We start from the raw sequence: 18461 nt of genomic DNA on the forward strand, positions 1-18461 counted from the left end.
CTATAATATGACATTAATCATTATTAAAAAAACAGATTGAAAGAAATTTAAAAAGCAGTTTCGTTGCCGCTAACCAATCTTTCTTAAAAAATTCGGCATTAAGTCGAACATTAAGAAATTCGGTTTTGTGTTTCATCAAATTTCTCTCCTTCGGTTTGTTCTATGTAATAGATCCAAAAACATTTTTAGCAAAAAAATATTTTGGTGCCGATTTTTTTTGTACTTTTTTTTCTGACACGCCATTTTCTAAAGAGGGAATCCGCTATGAAAAATCGATATGAGCAATATCATTGAAATATATGATATATATCATATGAATATATGATAAAAGGAAGTGTGTTAAAAAGTAAGTTTAAAAGTTTAAAATTAAGAACTTGATATGATTTCTATCTGTGCTTAATTTGCGTTCGAATTTTCTAAACAACAATTTCAAAAAATAATTTTTTACTTTACGCAAAATGATTACTGAAGAAATGACCAGCAAAAAGACCGACCCCTTCCTTGATGCACGCAAAACAGCACTGAAGCAAAATGAAACGAAAATTTCTTACAAAGAAATTCTTGAAAAGTGCACAGCGTATTTTCAAGGTGACGAACTTGCCGCATCCACCTGGATAAACAAGTATGCAATGAAAGATAAGGATGGATATATTCTTGAATATACTCCTGAAGATATGCATCAGCGCATGGCAAAAGAATTTGCGCGAAAGGAAAATGAATATCTTCAAAAATCAAAATTGAATGGCAGTTTCCCTGAGCTTTCAAAATACGGACAGCAGCGCGAGCATCTTTCTGAAAATAAAATTTTTGAGTTGTTCAAAGAGTTTAAATACATTGTTCCCCAAGGAAGTGTGATGTCTTCTCTTGGAAATAAAAACATTATTGCTTCTCTTTCCAACTGCATTGTTCTTCCTGAAATTTTTGATTCCTACGGAGGAATTTTTTACACCGATCAGCAAATGGCTCAGTTGTTTAAAAGAAGATGCGGTGTGGGCATTGATCTTTCCACGCTTCGCCCGACAGGATCACATGTTTCAAACTCAGCCGGAACAACAACAGGAGCAGTTTCATTTATGGATCGTTTTTCAAACACAACGCGTGAAGTTGCGCAGAATGGAAGACGCGGTGCTTTGATGATTACTATTGACGTTGCCCATCCTGATGTAGAGCAGTTTATTACCGTGAAACAGGATTTATCAAAAGTTACGGGAGCAAATATTTCTGTTCGGATTTCAGATGAGTTTATGAATGCCGTTTCAAACGATACCAATTTCACTTTGCGTTGGCCTATTGATTCGGAGAATCCGGTATTTTCAAAAGAAGTAAAAGCACGCGAACTTTGGAGTACAATTATCAAATGTGCTCATAACACAGCCGAACCGGGAATTATTTTTTGGGACAGGCAGCATCATTATTCCACATCGTCTATCTATCCCGGATTTAAAAATGTTTCAACTAATCCTTGTTCTGAAATCGCCATGCAAGGCGGAGATAGCTGTCGTTTAATCGCACTCAATCTTTTTAGTTTTATTGAAAAACCATTTTCAAAAAATTCAAAATTTGACTACGAGAAATTTTATAAAACCACCTATGAAGCGCAGCGCCTCATGGATGATTTAGTAGACCTTGAACTCGAAGCCATTGAACGAATACTTGCAAAAGTCGAAACCGATTCAGAACCCGATTACATTAAGGAAGTAGAAGTAAACACATGGAAACTTCTTTATGATGCTGGAAAAAAAGGCAGAAGAACAGGGCTTGGATTTACCGCTCTTGGCGACACACTTGCAGCACTTGGATATAATTTTGATTCGGCGGAAGCAATTGTTGAAGTGGAAAAGATTATGAAATCAAAATGTGAAGCGGAGTTTGACAGCAGCATTGATATGGCGCTTGAACGCGGAAAGTTTGAAGCTTTTGATGAGAAATATGAAAACACTTCTGAATTTATTCAAACACTTAAAAAAGAATTGCCGCACGTTTACAACCGAATGATGACCTTCGGAAGAAGAAATATTTCTCTCAGCACTGTAGCCCCCACAGGAACATTGAGCATGCTGACTCAAACTTCTTCGGGCATTGAACCCGTATTTATGCTCACGTATAAGAGAAGACGAAAAGTAAACGTACACGACAAGAATTCACGTGTTGATTTTGTTGATCCCTCAGGAGATTCCTGGCAGGAATTTATTGTATACCATCCAAAACTAAAAATGTGGATGGACGCAACCGGTGAAACAGATATTACAAAAAGCCCATACAGCGGATCTACTGCTTCTGAAATTGATTGGAAGAAGAGAATAGGACTGCAAGCTGTCGTACAAAAATATACTACTCATTCAATTTCTTCTACAATTAATCTCTCATCGAATGTTTCAATGGAACAGGTAGGTGAAATTTATCTTGAAGCATGGAAGAAAGGACTGAAAGGAATTACTGTTTATCGGGATGGTTCCAGAAGCGGTGTGCTTGTAGCAAACGATGAAAAGAAAAAAAATAAAAAATCCGATTCTATTATAGAAACCCGTCCGCCCAAACGCCCGAAAGCGCTTGAAGCAGATGTGATTCGTTTTCTCAATCACAATGAAAAATGGATTGCTGTTGTCGGAATTATGAACGGAAGGCCTTATGAGGTTTTTACAGGAAAGGTGGAAGATTCTATCTTCATTCCATCCTGGGTGGAAAAAGGGTGGGTGATAAAAAATGTCTGTGAGGATGGCAAGAAGCGATATGATTTCCAGTTTATGGATAAGGAAGGATATCGTTGCACCATTGAAGGATTATCCCGTGCGTTTAATAAAGAATTCTGGAATTACGCAAAACTCATTTCAGGCGTACTCCGCCACGGAATGCCGTTGCCTCATGTAGTCAACCTGATTGAAAATCTTCACTTTATCAGCGATAACATTAATACCTGGAAGAGTGGCGTTATCCGGGCGCTGAAAAAATTTATTCCCGATGGAACACAAGCTGCTGACAAAAAATGCTCTGACTGCGGAGATCCTGAAGGATTAATTTATGAAGAAGGTTGCCTGAAGTGCAAAAGTTGCGGACACAGCAAATGTGGCTGATTAAATTATAACAATCGTTTCCGGAAGAACAAGTTCAAGAATTCTTGATTCTAATTCTGATAGATCATTCATGAAACTTTCTAACTGCATTTCGGCATTGTGCTTTAATGTCGGAATAAGATTTTTATAATATTCTATCCCTTCAACCAGATTGCTTTTAAAACTGTCTAAATATTTTTTTTGCTTTTGTGAAAGTTCGTTCATGTTTTTATCTATTTCATTTTTCAGATAATCGGCATACATTACCAGTTCATTCACAAACATATTCGGTCTCGGCAACGAGTTAAGTATATTGATCCTTCCGTAAATATGACTCGCCATTTCACTTAAAGTAAAAACGCCAGAAAAATAAGCAAGATTGGGTCCCGGGCAAATAGTCACAGCGTTTAATTCATGAGCAGGAGTTAAATGATTTTTCACCAATACGGATGCTCCAAGCCCTTCACATAGGCAATCTTTTTCTACTACCTTTTCAATCTCTTTTTTCAATACTTCCGCAGACAGATTTTTTGCCTGTAAAGATTTTATTTTCAGGTTTTGATATTCGCGGGAGGATGAACAAATTGGTTCTGTTGTAAATTCTGTATTAAATGCCAGATACTTTTTATAACACGGACTTCCGGGCCTTCCTCTCTCAATCCGATCATGGCGCTGTTTTTCAGAAGAACTTTTTCTGAAATTATTAAATGGGATGCATAACGGTGATGCATGGCTCAAATAATAATCTTCCTTTTTCGCGGTGGAAAGCTGCTTCAAAGTATCCTCATCAATATTTACGGCTTCGGGTACAAGTAAAAAGGGGCTTCCCCATCCGGTTCCATCCATCTCATAATGTTCTAAAAGAAATCTATCTTCTTCTGCAGTGCCAATTCCACCCTGCACTGTTATCTTCATAAAAGGTTTTTCGGTAAAAACCGGTTTGCCTTTCTGCCGAAGTACTTCATTGCACATTTTATAAAGTTCATCCGTAAGTTCATTTTTCTTTTCTTTAAACTCCTCAAGAATAGGACCCAGCAAAAATCCTTCGGTAGGAAAAGCATGGCCGCCACAATTAAGTCCGCTTTCAATCCTGTATTCTGAAATCCATAATCCTTTCTTTGCCAAAAATTTTCCTTGTATCATAGCAGAGCGGAAATCGCTTACTTTCAAAACAATTTTCTTTTTGATATTTCCATTAATATCAGGAGAAAAATCTTCAAAAGTTTCACAGTAAGAATATAATCTTGGGTTCATTCCAGCCGAAAAAACAACCGATGAGGACAAATCGCTTAGAGCAAATCCGCGAAGGGCAGACATTGCATCAGCAAATTCTGCGGGCAAAGGCGCACCATCTTCATCATGATTCATGCGATCGCACTTCGTCATAATATTTACATCTATGGAACCTGCTTTAATTTTATTTCGAAGATTTTTCTGAAGAATGGTTTTTTCTGCTCCATCCTCCAACGATTTCATCCATAAATATCTTTTTCTCAATAATGAATTTTTGGGGAGCATTTCAAAATATTTTACAATATCCAACCCCTTATTGAACGGCTGAAGTTTTATTTCTTCTACTTGATTATTTACAATCCGGTTAACTAAATTCAAGTATTCTTTAATGCGTCTTGCTCTGTAATCATCTTCATCTACAGTAATGGGAGTATATTTTTCTCCGGCTCCAACACTGTGAAATTCTCTCATGCGTTCAATAAGATGGTCTTCAATGATTGAAATGACGGAAGAAATCCCGAAGCGGGCAACTTTCACAGGCGTGTCAATTGTATATCCCAAACCCATTACGGGAATGTGAAATGTATGGTATTCAGTATTGTGCATGCAATATAACTGGAGGATGAGAGTCCTCCGTGTTGGTGTGCAAAGGACATACTATATACGCTCATGAAATATGATATTCATCATAGTTCAGGCAACTCAATAAGGGGAAATTTGAAAACTTTCATTTAAAATGAAATCACAGACTAAAATTGAGTTGCTTGCTCCCTGCGGCTCATGGGAATCGTTGATGGCTGCCATACAAGGAGGTTGTGATGCAGTTTATTTCGGAATCGAGCAACTAAACATGCGTGCGCGGTCGAGCATAAATTTTTCAATCAATGATTTGAAAAAAATTTCCTCCATTGCGAAAGAAAACAAAATCAAAACTTACATCACACTGAACACAATTCTTTATGATCACGATCTTTCATTGATGCGCTCGATAGTAGATGAAGCAAAGAAAAATAAAATTGATGCTATTATCGCCTCTGATCATTCGGTGATGAGTTATGCGAAGAAGGTTGGAATACCTATTCATATTTCCACGCAATCCAATATCACCAATAAAGAAACAGTTGAATTCTATTCACAGTTTGCCGATGTGATGGTGCTTGCCCGTGAATTAACTCTTGAGCAAGTCGGAAAAATTTCTGCTGAAATAAAGCGAAAAAAAATAAAGGGTCCATCAGGGGAATTGATACGACTGGAAATATTTTGCCATGGTGCTCTCTGTATGGCGGTTTCAGGAAAATGCTATTTGAGTTTGCATTCAAATTTTGCTTCCGCCAATCGTGGTGCCTGCATTCAGAACTGCCGCAGAAGTTACATTGTTACTGACAAAGAGGACGGAACAGAATTAGAGATCGATAACGAATACATTATGTCTGCAAAAGATCTTTGCACCATAGATTTTCTTGATAAAGTTATTGAGGCCGGGGTTTTGGTCTTAAAAATTGAAGGAAGAGGAAGAAGCGAAGATTATGTTTTCACAACTACAAAATGTTACCGCGAAGCAATTGATTCAATTGCAGAAAAAAATTACACAAAAGAAAAAATTGAAAAATGGAAAGAGCAGCTGACAACAGTTTTCAATCGCGGATTCTGGGACGGGTATTATCTCGGTAAAAAGACGGGAGAATGGAATGACGAGTACGGTTCAAAGGCAACGAAGAAAAAAATTTATGTTGGGAAAGGAATAAAATATTTCGACAACATCGGCATAGGAGAATTTAAGATAGAATCTCAATCGCTGGAAGTTGGAGATGAAATCTTAATCAGCGGTCCTACTACAGGAATTATTCAGGACAAGGTAAATGAATTGAGAGTAAATGACAGAAAAAAAGAAAAAGTAAAAAAAGGCGAAACTATTTCCATGCCGGTAAAAATGAAAATCCGTTCGTCAGACAAGTTGTATAAAATAGTAGATGCCTGATGGTGAAAATATTTCACTACCGCGCCAAATGTATTGGTTGCAATGCCTGTGTGGAAACGAATAAAAACAGATGGAGAATGTCACGTAAAGATGGAAAGAGTATGTTGTTAGGAGCAATAAGCAAAAAAGGAGTTTTCAGAACAGAAGTTGAAGACGATGAATACAAATCAATAATGAAAGCAGTGAAAAATTGTCCTGTAAAAATTATTAAAATAGAAAAAACTTAATTTTATTTTTTATGTACATCCCGGATTACAATTATTACAAACCCAAATCGCTGACCGAAGCACTCAAACTTCTGAAGAAAAGCAATAATGGAGCTACGCTGGCCGGAGGAACCGACCTGCTGGTTGAAATTAAAAAGGGACTCAGGTATCCCGCGGATATTATTTCCCTTTCAGGTGTAAAGGGATTGTCCTTTGTAAAAAAAGAGGGGACAAATCTTTGCATCGGTGCAACCACTACGCACAATGAAATAATTGCCAATCCGCTCGTCAGAAAATATTACCCGGCATTGGCAAATGCTTTATCTCAGATCGGATCCGAGCAGGTGCGCAACACCGCGACCATCGGGGGAAATCTTTGCACGGGGGCATCCTGCTGTGATTCCGCACCTATTTTAATCGCGCTGAACGCAAAGGTGAAAATTGCAAGTGCCGGAAAGACAAAAACTGTTTCCCTGAAGGACTTTTTTATCTTCAATAAAAAAACTATTCTCAAAAAAGGAGAAGTGATGACCAAAATAATTCTTCCTCTTCCAAAGCCGGGATTGGGCGCGCATTTTGAAAAATTCGGATTAAGGGAATCCGGCAATATTTCTGTGGCTTCGGTGGCTGTAATGGTGATCGCGAAAAAAAATATTTGTGTTGACGCTTGCATTGTCATTGGCGCGGTTGCCCCTACCCCCAAGATTAGTTTCAAAGCAACTGAAATGCTGAAAGGGAAAACGCTTTCCGAACTCTCTGAGAATTCATCTTCAATTAAACAGGCAGGCGTAGCAGCCGTTGAGGATTCCGTTCCGATTGGCGACATACGCGGAGGAGCAAATTACAGGAGAACTATTTTATCCGTTCTTACTTCACGGGCTATTGCAAAAGCAATTGCATCGGTAAAAAAATAAATTCAACAGAAAGATACGCAACTATAAAAAGAAATTATGAAGCACCTATTAAAACTAAACGTCAACGGCAATGATTACGATGTAGCCGTTCATGCCGGAACAACGTTGGCTGACCTGTTAAGAGATGAACTGAAACTCACAGGCACTAAAAAAGGTTGCGAACTTGGTGACTGCGGTGCATGCACTGTTCTTATGAATGGCAAAGCAGTCAATTCATGCCTCGTACTTGCATTAGATGCCGATGGAAAAAAGATTGAAACCATTGAAGGCCTCGCGAAAGGCGAAGAGCTGCATCCTATTCAACGGGCATTTGTTGAGAAAGGAGCCATCCAGTGCGGCTATTGCACACCGGGAATGATCATGCGGACAAAATCCCTGCTGGACAGTAATCCGAACCCAACAGAAGAAGAAATTAAGTCCGGACTGAGCGGCAATCTGTGCCGATGCACAGGATACACAAAAATTATTGAAGCGGTTGAAACTGCAAAAGAATATCTGAAGGGCAAAGAAGTGAAACCGTTAGAGTTTCATCCTCAGAAATCAGCTATAGACCTTTCCGTTGTTGGCAAACGCTTACCAAAACACGATGCACCGGATAAAGCAACCGGGAGAGCAATTTATACGGATGATATTTCGCTGCCGAATATGATCTATGGAAAATTGCTGCTCAGTCCCGTTCCTCATGCGCTGATAAAATCCATCAACACAAAGAAAGCCATGAAACTTCCGGGCGTGAAAGTGATATTGACAGGCGCTGATGTTCCGGATGTGAAATGGGGAACTTCTCCCCCGCGCTACGATGAAAATATTCTTGCAAAAGGAAAAGTACGGTTTGTAGGAGACGTGGTTGCCGCAGTAGCTGCAATTGATGAAGAGACCTGCTACAAAGCGCTGAAATTAATTGAGGTTGAATACGAAGAACTGCCCGCTGTCTTTGATCCTGAAGAAGCAATGAAAGATGGCGCGCCCCGCCTCTTTGATGATAAATATGAAAATAACATCAACACGCATGTAGATCATCACTTCGGGGATATAGAAAAGGGATTTGCCGAAGCCGACCATATCCGCGAAGAACGGTTTGTTGGAAACAGAACCTATCAGAATCCCATGGAGCCGCATTGTTCCATTGCAGAATGGGACAGGCACGGAAGAGTAACGCTTCACACTTCCACTCAGGTTGTGCATTATGTGCATCATCAGCTTTCGCACATACTCGGGTTGCCGCTCGGAAATATCCGGGTTATTATGACAAACTGCGGAGGCGGTTTTGGCGCCAAAGCAGCTACTACCACAATTGAAGTGGCATCCATTTTCCTTTCACGAATTGCAGGATGCCCTGTCAAGATGAGATTTAACCGCGAAGAAATGTATTTGTTCGGAAGAGGCCGTCATAAACAATACATTGACCTGAAAATAGGAGTGAAAAAAGACGGAACCATCACAGCCGTCAAACAAAGAGCGGTGCTGGAAGGCGGAGCGTATTCAAGTTTCGGAATTGTTTCCACGTATTATGCAGGATCCATGCTTACCACGCTTTACAAATTTCCTAACTATAAATATGACGGCTTCAGGGTGAACACCAACCTGCCCCCCTGCGGTGCTTTCCGCGGACATGGCTGTCCTCATCCGCGGTTTGCGTTTGAATCATTATTAACCATGATTGCCGATGATATCGGAATGGATCCGGTTGATATCCGTTTGAAGAACGCGATGACACCTGATTATCACACTTGCAACGACCTTGATATTAATTCATGCGAACTCACCGCCTGCATTGACCTGGTGAGAAAAAAATCCGACTGGGACAAGAAGAAAGGAAAGCTTCCAAAAGGAAGAGGAATAGGTATCGGCTGCGGAGGATTTGTTTCCGGAGCGGGCTATCCGATCTACCGTTCCAAATTCCCTCATTCAAGCGCCACAATCAAAATTGTGGAAGACGGATCGAGAGCCGTGTTGTTTATCGGGGATGCCGATATCGGACAAGGATCAGATACAGTCCTTGCGATGGCAGCCTGCGAAGCCATGGGAATTACATACGACAGGATCAGCGTTGTATCTGCCGACAGCGACCTCACACCAATCGGATTTGGCGCTTATTCCAGCCGTGTAACTTTGATGGGAGGCAATGCCTCTAAAATGGCAGGAGAAGAAATTAAGAAACAGGTTCTTGCTGCTGCATCTGGAATTTTGAAAGTTGATGAAGACAAATTAGAGGCAAGAGAGAACAAGGTATTTGTAAAGGACAATCCTTCAAAATTCATTCCCTGGGAAGAAGCGGGCTTTGCACATTTCTCTATGAAGGGACCGCTACTCGGCAAAGGGCATTATTCTCCTCCCGAAGGGCTTGGCGGAAAATATAAAGGAGCAGCCGTTGGAACTTCTCCCGCCTATTCCTTTTCAGCAACCGTATGCGAAGTGGATGTGGATATGGAAACAGGAAAAGTGAAAGTGCTGAATTTCTGGGATGCGCACGATTGCGGCACTGCCGTGAATCCGCTTCTGGTGGAAGGACAGGCAGAAGGCGCAGTATTGATGGGAATGAGCGAAACACTTTTTGAAAATGAAGTGTTCGACAGCAAAGGAAAAATGGTGAATGCTGACTTTCACAATTATTTAATTGCTACTTCGGCAGATATGCCGCCTATTGATTCCAATATAGTGGACAGCTATGAACCTGCAGGACCTTATGGAGCAAAAGAAGTGGGAGAAGGAGCCACCTTGCCGATCCTCGGAGCCATTGCCAATGCTGTTGCTGATGCCATTGGTGTAAGGATATTTGAACTTCCGATCACTCCTCAAAAAGTGTTGGAGGCGATTCAATCGGTGAAGGCTGAAAAAATTCGGAGTTGATATTATGTGAAATGGAAATGATGGAAGATTGGAAGATTGGAAGGTTGGAAGATTGGAATCCACCCAGCCATCCAACATTCCATTATTCCTTTTGGTTTCGCAGCTGAATTATTAAATTTTTCACAAAAGCATAAATACCCCACTATGAATAAATCCATGAAAGTGTTGTTTGACGAACACGAAATCATCGTCAACGCAATTGATACTGCACAACAGGCAAAATTACTTATCGGAAAAGACGATGCCGCCTATGAAAAACTCATCACACAGTTAATCGGTTTTTTCAGAAACTATGCCGACAAGTACCATCATTTCAAGGAAGAAGAGATCCTTTTTCCTGAAATGGCAAAGCGCAATGAATTGCTTGCCGATGGCGTTATCAAGGAAATGTTCGAGAACCATGCTGATTTCCGGGTGATGATAAAGAACATTGAAACGTCTTTAAATAAAAAACAATATCCGCATGCACAGCTGCTGCTGGAGGAGTACACCGAAGCGCTGCTCGATCATATTGCAGTGGAGAACGATGAAGTGTTTCAAACCGCTGAAACAATTTTTTCAGAAGAGGAACTTGAAAAAATATATTTCCGTTTCGAGGATTGCGACCGGGAACTTGGCAATGCGAAAAAGGAAGAACTGAAAGAACTTGCTGACACGCTGCGAAAAAATCTGCTGATGGCTGATTAATTCATGGATGATGTGAAAGAAAAAAATGAAATAGACGAAAGGATCCTTGCTTTCCTTGCAGCGCATACCAACCTGACGCTTGCTGTTTCAGAGAACGATCACCCCTACTGCGCGAATTGTTTTTACGCCTATGCGGAAAAAAAGAACCTTCTTATTTTTAAATCAAGTTCCGATACCAACCACATTGCCATTGCGCTCAGAAATGATAAAGTTGCCGGCACAATTACTCCTGATAAACTTGACAAAACAAGAATACAGGGAATTCAGTTCACAGGAAAAATGTCAAAAGCAGAGGGTGAGATTCTGACGACCGCCAAGAACACGTACTACAAAAAATATCCTTTCGCGTTAGCATTTGCCGGTGAACTCTGGATTATTGAACTGAACTTTTTAAAATTTACAGATAACAAACTCGGCTTCGGAAAAAAAATTGAATGGAAAAAATTATCATGAGAGATGCGTACGAATTTGAATCCATAATAACCGAACAAACCTGAAAAGTTTAAGTCCTTGAGAAATGATATTTATCAGGATTTTTTTCTTCTGATACTTCTGGAAATCATGATGCATGTCATAGTATAAGCTAAGTAATTGCGTCAATTTTGCCTAAGAGAAAATAATTATTTACCTATGGAAAAATCATTTTATACAATGGGAATTGATGTCGGAAGCAACTTCATCAAATTAGTTCTCATGGATTATTCGGACAAATCAAAACTCGTTGACAAGCAAACTGAAAAAATCCGCAAAAGAAATCCTACTCAAGTGGCTGATGAGATGATAAACACGATGCTTCAAAAAAATAATTTAAAGTATGAAGGTGTTGCGTATCTGGCTTCCACAGGTGAAGGGGATTTGGTGAAACGCAAGCGCGGGCATTTTTACGGAATGACCACGCACGCAAAAGGTGCCAATTTCTTTTTTCCTGATGCAAAAACGGTTGTTGATATGGGAGCGCTTTATGTACGTGCGGTAAAAGTTTCGGAAGATGCGCGCGTGCAGGATTATAAAATGACAGGTCAATGCGCTTCAGGTTCAGGGCAGTTTGTAGAAAATATTTCGCGCTATCTCGGCTTGTCTATTGAAGAAGTCGGTGATGTTTCACTTACGGCAAAAAATCCCGAAATCTCTTCAGGAATTTGTGCAGTTCTTGCCGAAACCGATGTCATCAACATGGTCTCGCGTGGAATTACTACGCCTGACATTATTAAAGGAATTCATCTTTCCATCGCAAACAGAATCATTAAACTCATGAGTTCGCTGAAAGGGGAATCTCCGATTATTCTCACAGGAGGAATGGCGTTGAACAAAGGAATGCTTCAGGCGATTGAAGAACAACTGGCAGAAACAGGAAAAAAGTTTGTAATCAAAACACACCCTGATGCGATTTACGCAGGAGCAATCGGTGCAGCTTTGTGGGGAGGATTCCGCCATATTAAACTGAAAGAAAAAAAAGCAGTAGCAGCATGAAACAATTGGTAACGACATATAAAAAATTTATTCACTGAACTTTGGTGCCGGAGAGAATACAACGTGTTTGAGTTAGTACGACTTAGGAACTATGGGGGTTTCCATGCGCGTGCGTTTCACTCATGAATAAATTCTCTTACAAAGGGCAGGCAGTTCTTGCCTGCCTTGGCATCATTGTTTCGGTGAAATGAAGCCCATCCTAAACCCCGTAGGAAATAATTCCAACGGGGTAAATCCTTCCCGAAGGGAAGGACTTGTAGGGGGTTGGAAGAATTAAATAGTTGACCTTAAAAAAATAGTTTGTCATGAATTATGTGGAAACAAAAGAAAAAAAGACAACATCAAAAGTGGTGCATGAACTGGATTCTCTTTTCAAACCTAAATCTATTGCCATTATTGGCGCTTCATCCAAAGAACTTTCCATTGGAAATGTCATTTTAAAAAATCTTGTTCATTACGGCTATACAGGAAAAATTTATCCTATCAATCCAAAAGAACCGGAAGTAAGAGGCGTAAAAGCATATCCAACCATTTTTGATGTGCCCGGAGAAATTGATTTGGCACATGTAATAATCCCCAGCAAATTTGTTCCGCAGATAATTGAGGACTGCGGCAAGAAAGGAATCAAATCCGTTATCATTAACTCTGCCGGCTTCAGCGAAATGGGTGCTGAAGGCATGGTTCTTCAAAAAGCATTTTTGGCAAAAGCAAAAGAATACGGAGTGAGAATCTTCGGACCGAATTGCCAGGGAATAATTAATTCAGATCCTGACCTGAAAGCGTATTGCGATTTCACGTTTACATTTCCTGAACCGGGCGCTATTTCAATTGTTGCATTAAGCGGAGGAGTGGGCGCTATCATTATGCAGAGCATGTTTGATTTGGATATCGGCATGCGCATGTATGCTTCCAACGGTAATGCCTGCGATATTTCTATTTCAGATGTGGTGAGTTATTACGGTGAGGATGAAGGAACAAAAGCCATCCTTTTATATACCGAAGGATTTCACAATCCAAGAGAATTTATGGAAGTGGCAAAAATAGTTTCAAAGAAAAAACCAATTCTCGCTATGAAAGCCGGAAGAACCGAAGCAGGAGCGCAAGCTGCCGCCTCGCACACAGGTTCGCTTGCCGGTGTGGATATCGCCACCGAATTGATTTTTGAAAAAACCGGAATACTCGCATTTAATAATGAGGAAGAAATGTGTCAGATTGCAATGGCATTTGCCACACAGCCCATCCCGAAAGGGAACAGAGTGGGCATTATCACAAATACAGGAGGACCTGCCGTTATCGCTACTGATGAATTGGTAAGTGCTGGTTTGCAGCTTCCTGCGCTTTCCGAAAAAGCAAAAAAGATTTTAAAAGAAACAATGCTTCCGGAAGCATCTATCGGAAATCCGGTTGATGTGGTTGCAACTGCGGGAGGAAAACATTTCCGCAGCGCGCTGGATGTGCTGATGGAGGAAGATACAATTGATTCCATCTATATAAATTTTGTAACTGCACCGTTTACCGATGTTGATGAGGTGGCAAAAAATATTGTTGAAGTGAATAAGATGAAGCGCAAACCCATCGTTTGCAATTTCATGACGAATATGTCGCTGGATCGTTTCAAAGTAACGGCTAAGATTCTGAAAGAAGGAGGCATTCCTTGTTACAGTTTCCCTACCACTGCCGCAAAGGCGCTGGGCGCATTGTATAAATATCACAAAGTGCGTTCGAGGAATATTGGCGAGGCAAAAGTTTTTACAGATGTAAATAAAATGAAAGCCGAAACAATTTTTGCTGAAGCTAAAAAAGAAGGCAAGGAATTTCTTTCCTCCACGCAGGTATATAATTTGCTTTCCGCCTATAAAATTCCAATAGCGGATTGGAGAATTGCTGACCGTGCGTATGATGTGGCAAAGGCAGTAAAGGAAATAGGTTTTCCGGTGGTGATGAAAGCCGATGCAGAATCATTGGTTCATAAAAGCGATTTAGGAGGAGTGGTGGTTAATTTGAAAAATATGGATGAAGTGCTGACCACCGTGGAAAAGTTTCAAAAGAAATTCCAACTAAAAGATTTGAAATTCTTCATCCAGAAATTTCTTCCCGGAGGAAGAGAACTGATTGCCGGTGTGAGCGCGCAACGCGACCTCGAACCTTTGATTATGTTCGGCATAGGAGGAATTTATGTGGAAGTATTAAAAGATGTTGTTTTCAAAATCGCGCCTGTAACAGAACTGGAAGCAACAGAAATGCTTTCCTCCATCAAGGCATCAAAAATATTGGATGGAGCGCGGGGTGAAAAACCAATTCACAAAGAAAGCGTGATTGAAATTATTCAACGGCTCTCGCAATTGGTTACCGATTTCCCTCAAATTCAGGAAATGGATTTGAACCCTATCATGGCTTTTGAGGATAAAGCGCTTGTGGTGGATGCAAGGATAAAAATTTAAATACTACAACTATGTACAAAATCCAATCCGCAAAACTGTTAAAGGAAATAATGACAAACTATTTTCTGGGGATGAAAGACACATCCAAGAAGATGGCATGGTGCACCAGTGTTGGACCAGCCGAATTGCTTCGCTCCTTTGGCTTTGAAGTTCACTTTCCCGAAAATCACGGAGCATTATTAGGCGCCACACGCACGGCAGGCGACCTTATTCCCGAAAGCACAAAACTTGGATATAACAATGATATATGTTCCTACCTGACTGCCGATATTGGTTCGTATTTAAAAAAGCAAACTCCGCTGCAGGAACATTATGGTTTGGCTGGACCTCCAAAACCCGCTCTGATAGTTTACAACACCAACCAATGCCGCGAAGTTCAGGATTGGATGAACTATTTTGCCAAGGAAATGAATTGCCCCATTGCCGGAATCACTCCTCCGCGCTATATGGATGAAGTAAGCGATGCGCATATTGCTGATGTGAGCGCGCAATTTAAGGCAATGATCCCTGCCTGTGAAAAAGCAAGCGGTAAAAAATTTGACATCGACCGCTTTCGCGAAACATTAAAACTCAGTAAAGAAGCAACCGACCTATGGAAAAAAGTATTATGGACGGCAACCGCTTCGCCATCGCCCATAAGTTTCTTCGATGCCACCATTCACATGGGACCCATTGTGGTTTTGCGCGGAACACAACTGGCAAAAGATTATTACACCGCCCTGTTAAAAGAACTTCAGGATAATGTGGAAAAGAAAATCGGGTTTCTTGCCGAAGAAAGCAGTAGAATTTATTGGGATGGAATGCCGATATGGGGAAAACTAAGACCGATGTCAGACCTGTTTATCGAAAACAAAGCCGCAGTGGTGGCTTCCACCTACTGCAACAGTTGGGTGTTTGATGCCTTTGATGAAAAACATCCGTTTGAATCCTCTGCCAAAGCATACACCGAAATATTTATCAACCGAAGCGAAGCAGCGAAAGAAAAATTATTGGCAAAACACGTAAAAGACTTTCGTATTGACGGAATGATATTTCACGATGCAAAAACCTGCGCCAATAATTCCAACTCCCGCTTCGGAATGCCCCAACGAATCTCAGAGAAACTTGGCATTCCCACCTTAACCATCGAAGGAGATTTGTGTGATTTGCGTTTTTATTCCGAAGCACAAAGCACCACCAAGATAGAAACCTTTCTTGAACAGATTGAAAGTACAAAAACAATACATAAACCAACAGCCGTAATTAGTCATTAGTCATTATCAGCAAATGAAAAGTATAGAAGAATTAAATGTGTATCAATTCTCCATGGAAATGGGAGAAAAGATTTGGAATATTGTTATAGGTATATGCACATAAGAATCCCAAGCATGACAGGACTTATCCACACTCTGCGGCTCTCTGCGAAAATCTCAGCGTTCTCTGCGGTTGGGTTTCCATCCCTTCGGGAAAAATTTTTAACCGCTGAGTTCACAGAGAAAAATCACGCTGAGAACCGCAGAGAAATACAAGAATTAACTACTCCATTGGAAAAATGCTTAACAATTACATCAAATCCATTGGCAAAGACCCAATGACTAATGACCATTGACCAATAACCATTGACCAATGACCAATAACCAATCACCAATGACCAATATATTTAAACTATCTACAGGAGAAAAGATAAGTCCTGCCGATTTAGAAAAACTTATCGGTGAAGTATGCCATTACATTAAATATGTTGCGGTGAGCGAGGATGAAAAAGAAAACCCCATTGCGTTAATCTTTCCGAATAAAACATTGCTATCTCAACCCGATTATAAACTAACTCCGGAAGAAGGATGCTTCTGCCCCCGCAGCTTAGATGAATTAGGCAGATGCCTCACCGGATGTTTGAAATTAGTGAACCGACAGATAGAAGACGGCACAACAAAATTAAAATCAGCGGCAATTATCAATGTGGGTTTGCCGGATGAAAGCGAAACAAAAAGCACTTCTTCATCAATTATTAATAAATACAAAACACTGCTTCGTGAAAAACACGGAAACAAAGTGCCTGCCGATGAAGAAATTTATTTTATAAAGAATGTTTGAAAAAAAAATTACCTTTAGATTCATTGAATAAATTGTGCGTATTCATCCCTTTGAGAAAAGGCAAGTTATTTTTTTATGAACAAGAAACTGATACTATATATGTCATTAGCGGGTATCGCTTTTCTTGTCATCACTTGCAGGAAAGATGAGACAGGTTCTGATTATAAAGGATACCCGCTTGAAGTAGGAAAAATTCTTCTCACTAAATGCGCGGTTGCCGGCTGTCATACTGATAAAAGCAAAGATGCTGCAAACGGATTATCACTCGAAAGCTGGACGAGTTTATTCAAAGGAAGCCGCTACGGAAATACAGCCGTTGTTCCATACCGCGCTGATCTGAGTTTCCTTATGTATTTTTCTAACACGTATAGTGATTTTGGAATTTCCAATAAACCCACCATGCCTCCGGGGCAGGAACCATTATCAAGAGACGAAATGACTACCCTCCGAGACTGGATAAATGCAGGTGCGCCAGCAAGAAACGGTTTGATTCCATTTTCACCTCTTTCAGAACATCAGCAATTATTCGTTATCAACCAAGGGTGCGACAATGTATATAATGTTGATGCGACAACCGGGTCCATCATGCGCTGTATAAATGTGGGTGGCAATCCCAATGCTATTGAGTCGCCTCATCAAATTGCTATGTCACGCGATGGTAAATATTTTTTTGTGTGTTTTTACAGTGGAAGCGTGTTTCAGAAATTTCGGATTGCTGATGGTTCTTTAGCCGGGCAGGTAAACATAGGGCAAGGTTCATGGAACAGTTTTGTTACTTCGCCAGATGATAGTTTAGCGTTTGTTGTTGATTGGCAAGCCGATGGAAAAATTGCTGTAGTCAACATCAAAAACATGACGTTGCTTACATCATACAGTGGCAGCGGGCTGCTGCAATCTCCACATGGAAGCGCATTAAAAAATAATTGGCTTTATGTAACTTCATTGCCCGGAAATTTTATCTATAAAATAAACGTGTCGGATATTTACAATCCTGAATTTTTCCAATTGCCTCTTCAACCGGGTGAACCTATCAACATTCCTCCGAAATACGACCCGCATGCCATCCATTTTTCTCCCGATGGCACTGAATATAATGTGAGTTGCCAGAAATCAAATGAAGTGAGATTCTTCAGTTCAGTCAATGACAGCTTAATTGCAGTTGTGCCCGTAGGAAAATATCCTCAGCACCCGCATTATTCCAGTTCAACTGATTATGTTTTTTGCACTTGTGAGGAAGATGATGTAACATTTCCAGGAAAGACCGGTTCTGTATACGTGATTAATTACAAAAGTCATACTGTTGTAAGTAAAATTTTTACAGGATGGCAGCCACACGGCAATATGCCGGATGATATGAGCGGTAAAGTTTATATTCTTAACCGCAATGTAAACCCAACAGGACCTGCTCCGCATCATTCTTCTGCCTGTGGAGGTCGTAATGGAAATATGACGGCAATTGATATGAAAACATTACAGCTTGTTCCTAACTATAAACCTGAACTGGGTGCCGACCCCTATTACCCTGCAATGGCAGGTCATTATCATTAACACTATGAACT

Annotated in this window: 13 protein-coding genes; 12 read left to right on the forward strand and 1 reads right to left on the reverse strand. The window is 40.4% G+C overall.

Going from position 1 to position 18461, the window contains the following annotated elements:
- The first annotated feature begins 458 nt into the window (after positions 1-458).
- Complete coding sequence (locus HY841_06355; protein ID MBI4930364.1) at positions 459-3071, forward strand: adenosylcobalamin-dependent ribonucleoside-diphosphate reductase; 2613 nt, start codon at positions 459-461, stop codon at positions 3069-3071.
- Here HY841_06355 and HY841_06360 read toward each other — a convergent pair whose 3' ends face one another.
- Complete coding sequence (locus HY841_06360; protein ID MBI4930365.1) at positions 3072-4889, reverse strand: hypothetical protein; 1818 nt, start codon at positions 4887-4889, stop codon at positions 3072-3074.
- A 130-nt stretch (positions 4890-5019) separates the two neighbouring features.
- Between HY841_06360 and HY841_06365 the strand changes: the two genes are divergently transcribed.
- The 11 genes from HY841_06365 to HY841_06415 all read left to right on the forward strand — a co-directional run bounded on the left by HY841_06365 (position 5020) and on the right by HY841_06415 (position 18450).
- A complete protein-coding gene (locus HY841_06365) occupies positions 5020-6261 on the forward strand; it encodes a U32 family peptidase (GenBank protein MBI4930366.1) in 1242 nt (413 codons plus the stop codon).
- A complete protein-coding gene (locus tag HY841_06370) occupies positions 6261-6488 on the forward strand; it encodes a ferredoxin (protein MBI4930367.1) in 228 nt (75 codons plus the stop codon). The genes HY841_06365 and HY841_06370 overlap by 1 nt, the downstream gene beginning before the upstream one ends.
- An 11-nt stretch (positions 6489-6499) precedes the next feature.
- On the forward strand, positions 6500-7381 hold the full coding sequence (locus tag HY841_06375; protein ID MBI4930368.1) for a xanthine dehydrogenase family protein subunit M: 882 nt from the start codon (positions 6500-6502) through the stop codon (positions 7379-7381).
- A 36-nt stretch (positions 7382-7417) separates the two neighbouring features.
- A complete protein-coding gene (locus tag HY841_06380) occupies positions 7418-10231 on the forward strand; it encodes a molybdopterin-dependent oxidoreductase (GenBank protein MBI4930369.1) in 2814 nt (937 codons plus the stop codon).
- 144 nt (positions 10232-10375) lie between these two features.
- Positions 10376-10918, forward strand: coding sequence for a hemerythrin domain-containing protein (locus HY841_06385; GenBank protein MBI4930370.1), 543 nt, complete (start codon positions 10376-10378; stop codon positions 10916-10918).
- Between the two features lie 3 nt (positions 10919-10921).
- Entirely contained in the window at positions 10922-11371 is a 450-nt protein-coding gene (locus HY841_06390; protein ID MBI4930371.1) for a hypothetical protein, read from the forward strand.
- Positions 11372-11548: 177 nt separating this feature from the next.
- On the forward strand, positions 11549-12388 hold the full coding sequence (gene bcrD, locus HY841_06395) for a benzoyl-CoA reductase subunit D (GenBank protein ID MBI4930372.1): 840 nt from the start codon (positions 11549-11551) through the stop codon (positions 12386-12388).
- A gap of 350 nt (positions 12389-12738) precedes the next feature.
- A complete protein-coding gene (locus HY841_06400; protein ID MBI4930373.1) occupies positions 12739-14829 on the forward strand; it encodes an acetate--CoA ligase family protein in 2091 nt (696 codons plus the stop codon).
- Between the two features lie 11 nt (positions 14830-14840).
- Positions 14841-16082 carry a 2-hydroxyacyl-CoA dehydratase gene (locus HY841_06405; GenBank protein ID MBI4930374.1) on the forward strand — a complete coding sequence of 414 codons (1242 nt, stop codon included), beginning with the start codon at positions 14841-14843 and terminating at the stop codon, positions 16080-16082.
- Between the two features lie 373 nt (positions 16083-16455).
- Positions 16456-16902, forward strand: a complete 447-nt coding sequence (locus HY841_06410; GenBank protein MBI4930375.1) for a hypothetical protein — start codon at positions 16456-16458, stop codon at positions 16900-16902.
- Positions 16903-16977: 75 nt separating this feature from the next.
- Positions 16978-18450 (forward strand): YncE family protein, encoded by a 1473-nt coding sequence (locus HY841_06415; protein MBI4930376.1) that lies wholly within the window; start codon positions 16978-16980, stop codon positions 18448-18450.
- Positions 18451-18461: the final 11 nt, after the last annotated feature.

The sequence above is a fragment of the Bacteroidota bacterium genome, assembly GCA_016213405.1.
Classification (GTDB): Bacteria; Bacteroidota; Bacteroidia; order Palsa-948; family Palsa-948; genus Palsa-948.

What these genes read in the sequence shown, in the direction of transcription:
- HY841_06355 (MBI4930364.1), top strand. Translation starts at nt 459, where the DNA reads ATGATTACTGAAGAAATGACCAGCAAAAAGACCGACCCCTTCCTTGAT.
- HY841_06365 (MBI4930366.1), top strand. Translation starts at nt 5,020, where the DNA reads ATGAAATCACAGACTAAAATTGAGTTGCTTGCTCCCTGCGGCTCATGG.
- HY841_06410 (MBI4930375.1), top strand. Translation starts at nt 16,456, where the DNA reads ATGACCAATATATTTAAACTATCTACAGGAGAAAAGATAAGTCCTGCC.
- HY841_06380 (MBI4930369.1), top strand. Translation starts at nt 7,418, where the DNA reads ATGAAGCACCTATTAAAACTAAACGTCAACGGCAATGATTACGATGTA.
- HY841_06390 (MBI4930371.1), top strand. Translation starts at nt 10,922, where the DNA reads ATGGATGATGTGAAAGAAAAAAATGAAATAGACGAAAGGATCCTTGCT.
- bcrD (MBI4930372.1), top strand. Translation starts at nt 11,549, where the DNA reads ATGGAAAAATCATTTTATACAATGGGAATTGATGTCGGAAGCAACTTC.
- HY841_06415 (MBI4930376.1), top strand. Translation starts at nt 16,978, where the DNA reads ATGAACAAGAAACTGATACTATATATGTCATTAGCGGGTATCGCTTTT.
- HY841_06360 (MBI4930365.1), bottom strand. Translation starts at nt 4,889, where the DNA reads ATGCACAATACTGAATACCATACATTTCACATTCCCGTAATGGGTTTG.
- HY841_06370 (MBI4930367.1), top strand. Translation starts at nt 6,261, where the DNA reads ATGGTGAAAATATTTCACTACCGCGCCAAATGTATTGGTTGCAATGCC.
- HY841_06405 (MBI4930374.1), top strand. Translation starts at nt 14,841, where the DNA reads ATGTACAAAATCCAATCCGCAAAACTGTTAAAGGAAATAATGACAAAC.
- HY841_06385 (MBI4930370.1), top strand. Translation starts at nt 10,376, where the DNA reads ATGAATAAATCCATGAAAGTGTTGTTTGACGAACACGAAATCATCGTC.
- HY841_06375 (MBI4930368.1), top strand. Translation starts at nt 6,500, where the DNA reads ATGTACATCCCGGATTACAATTATTACAAACCCAAATCGCTGACCGAA.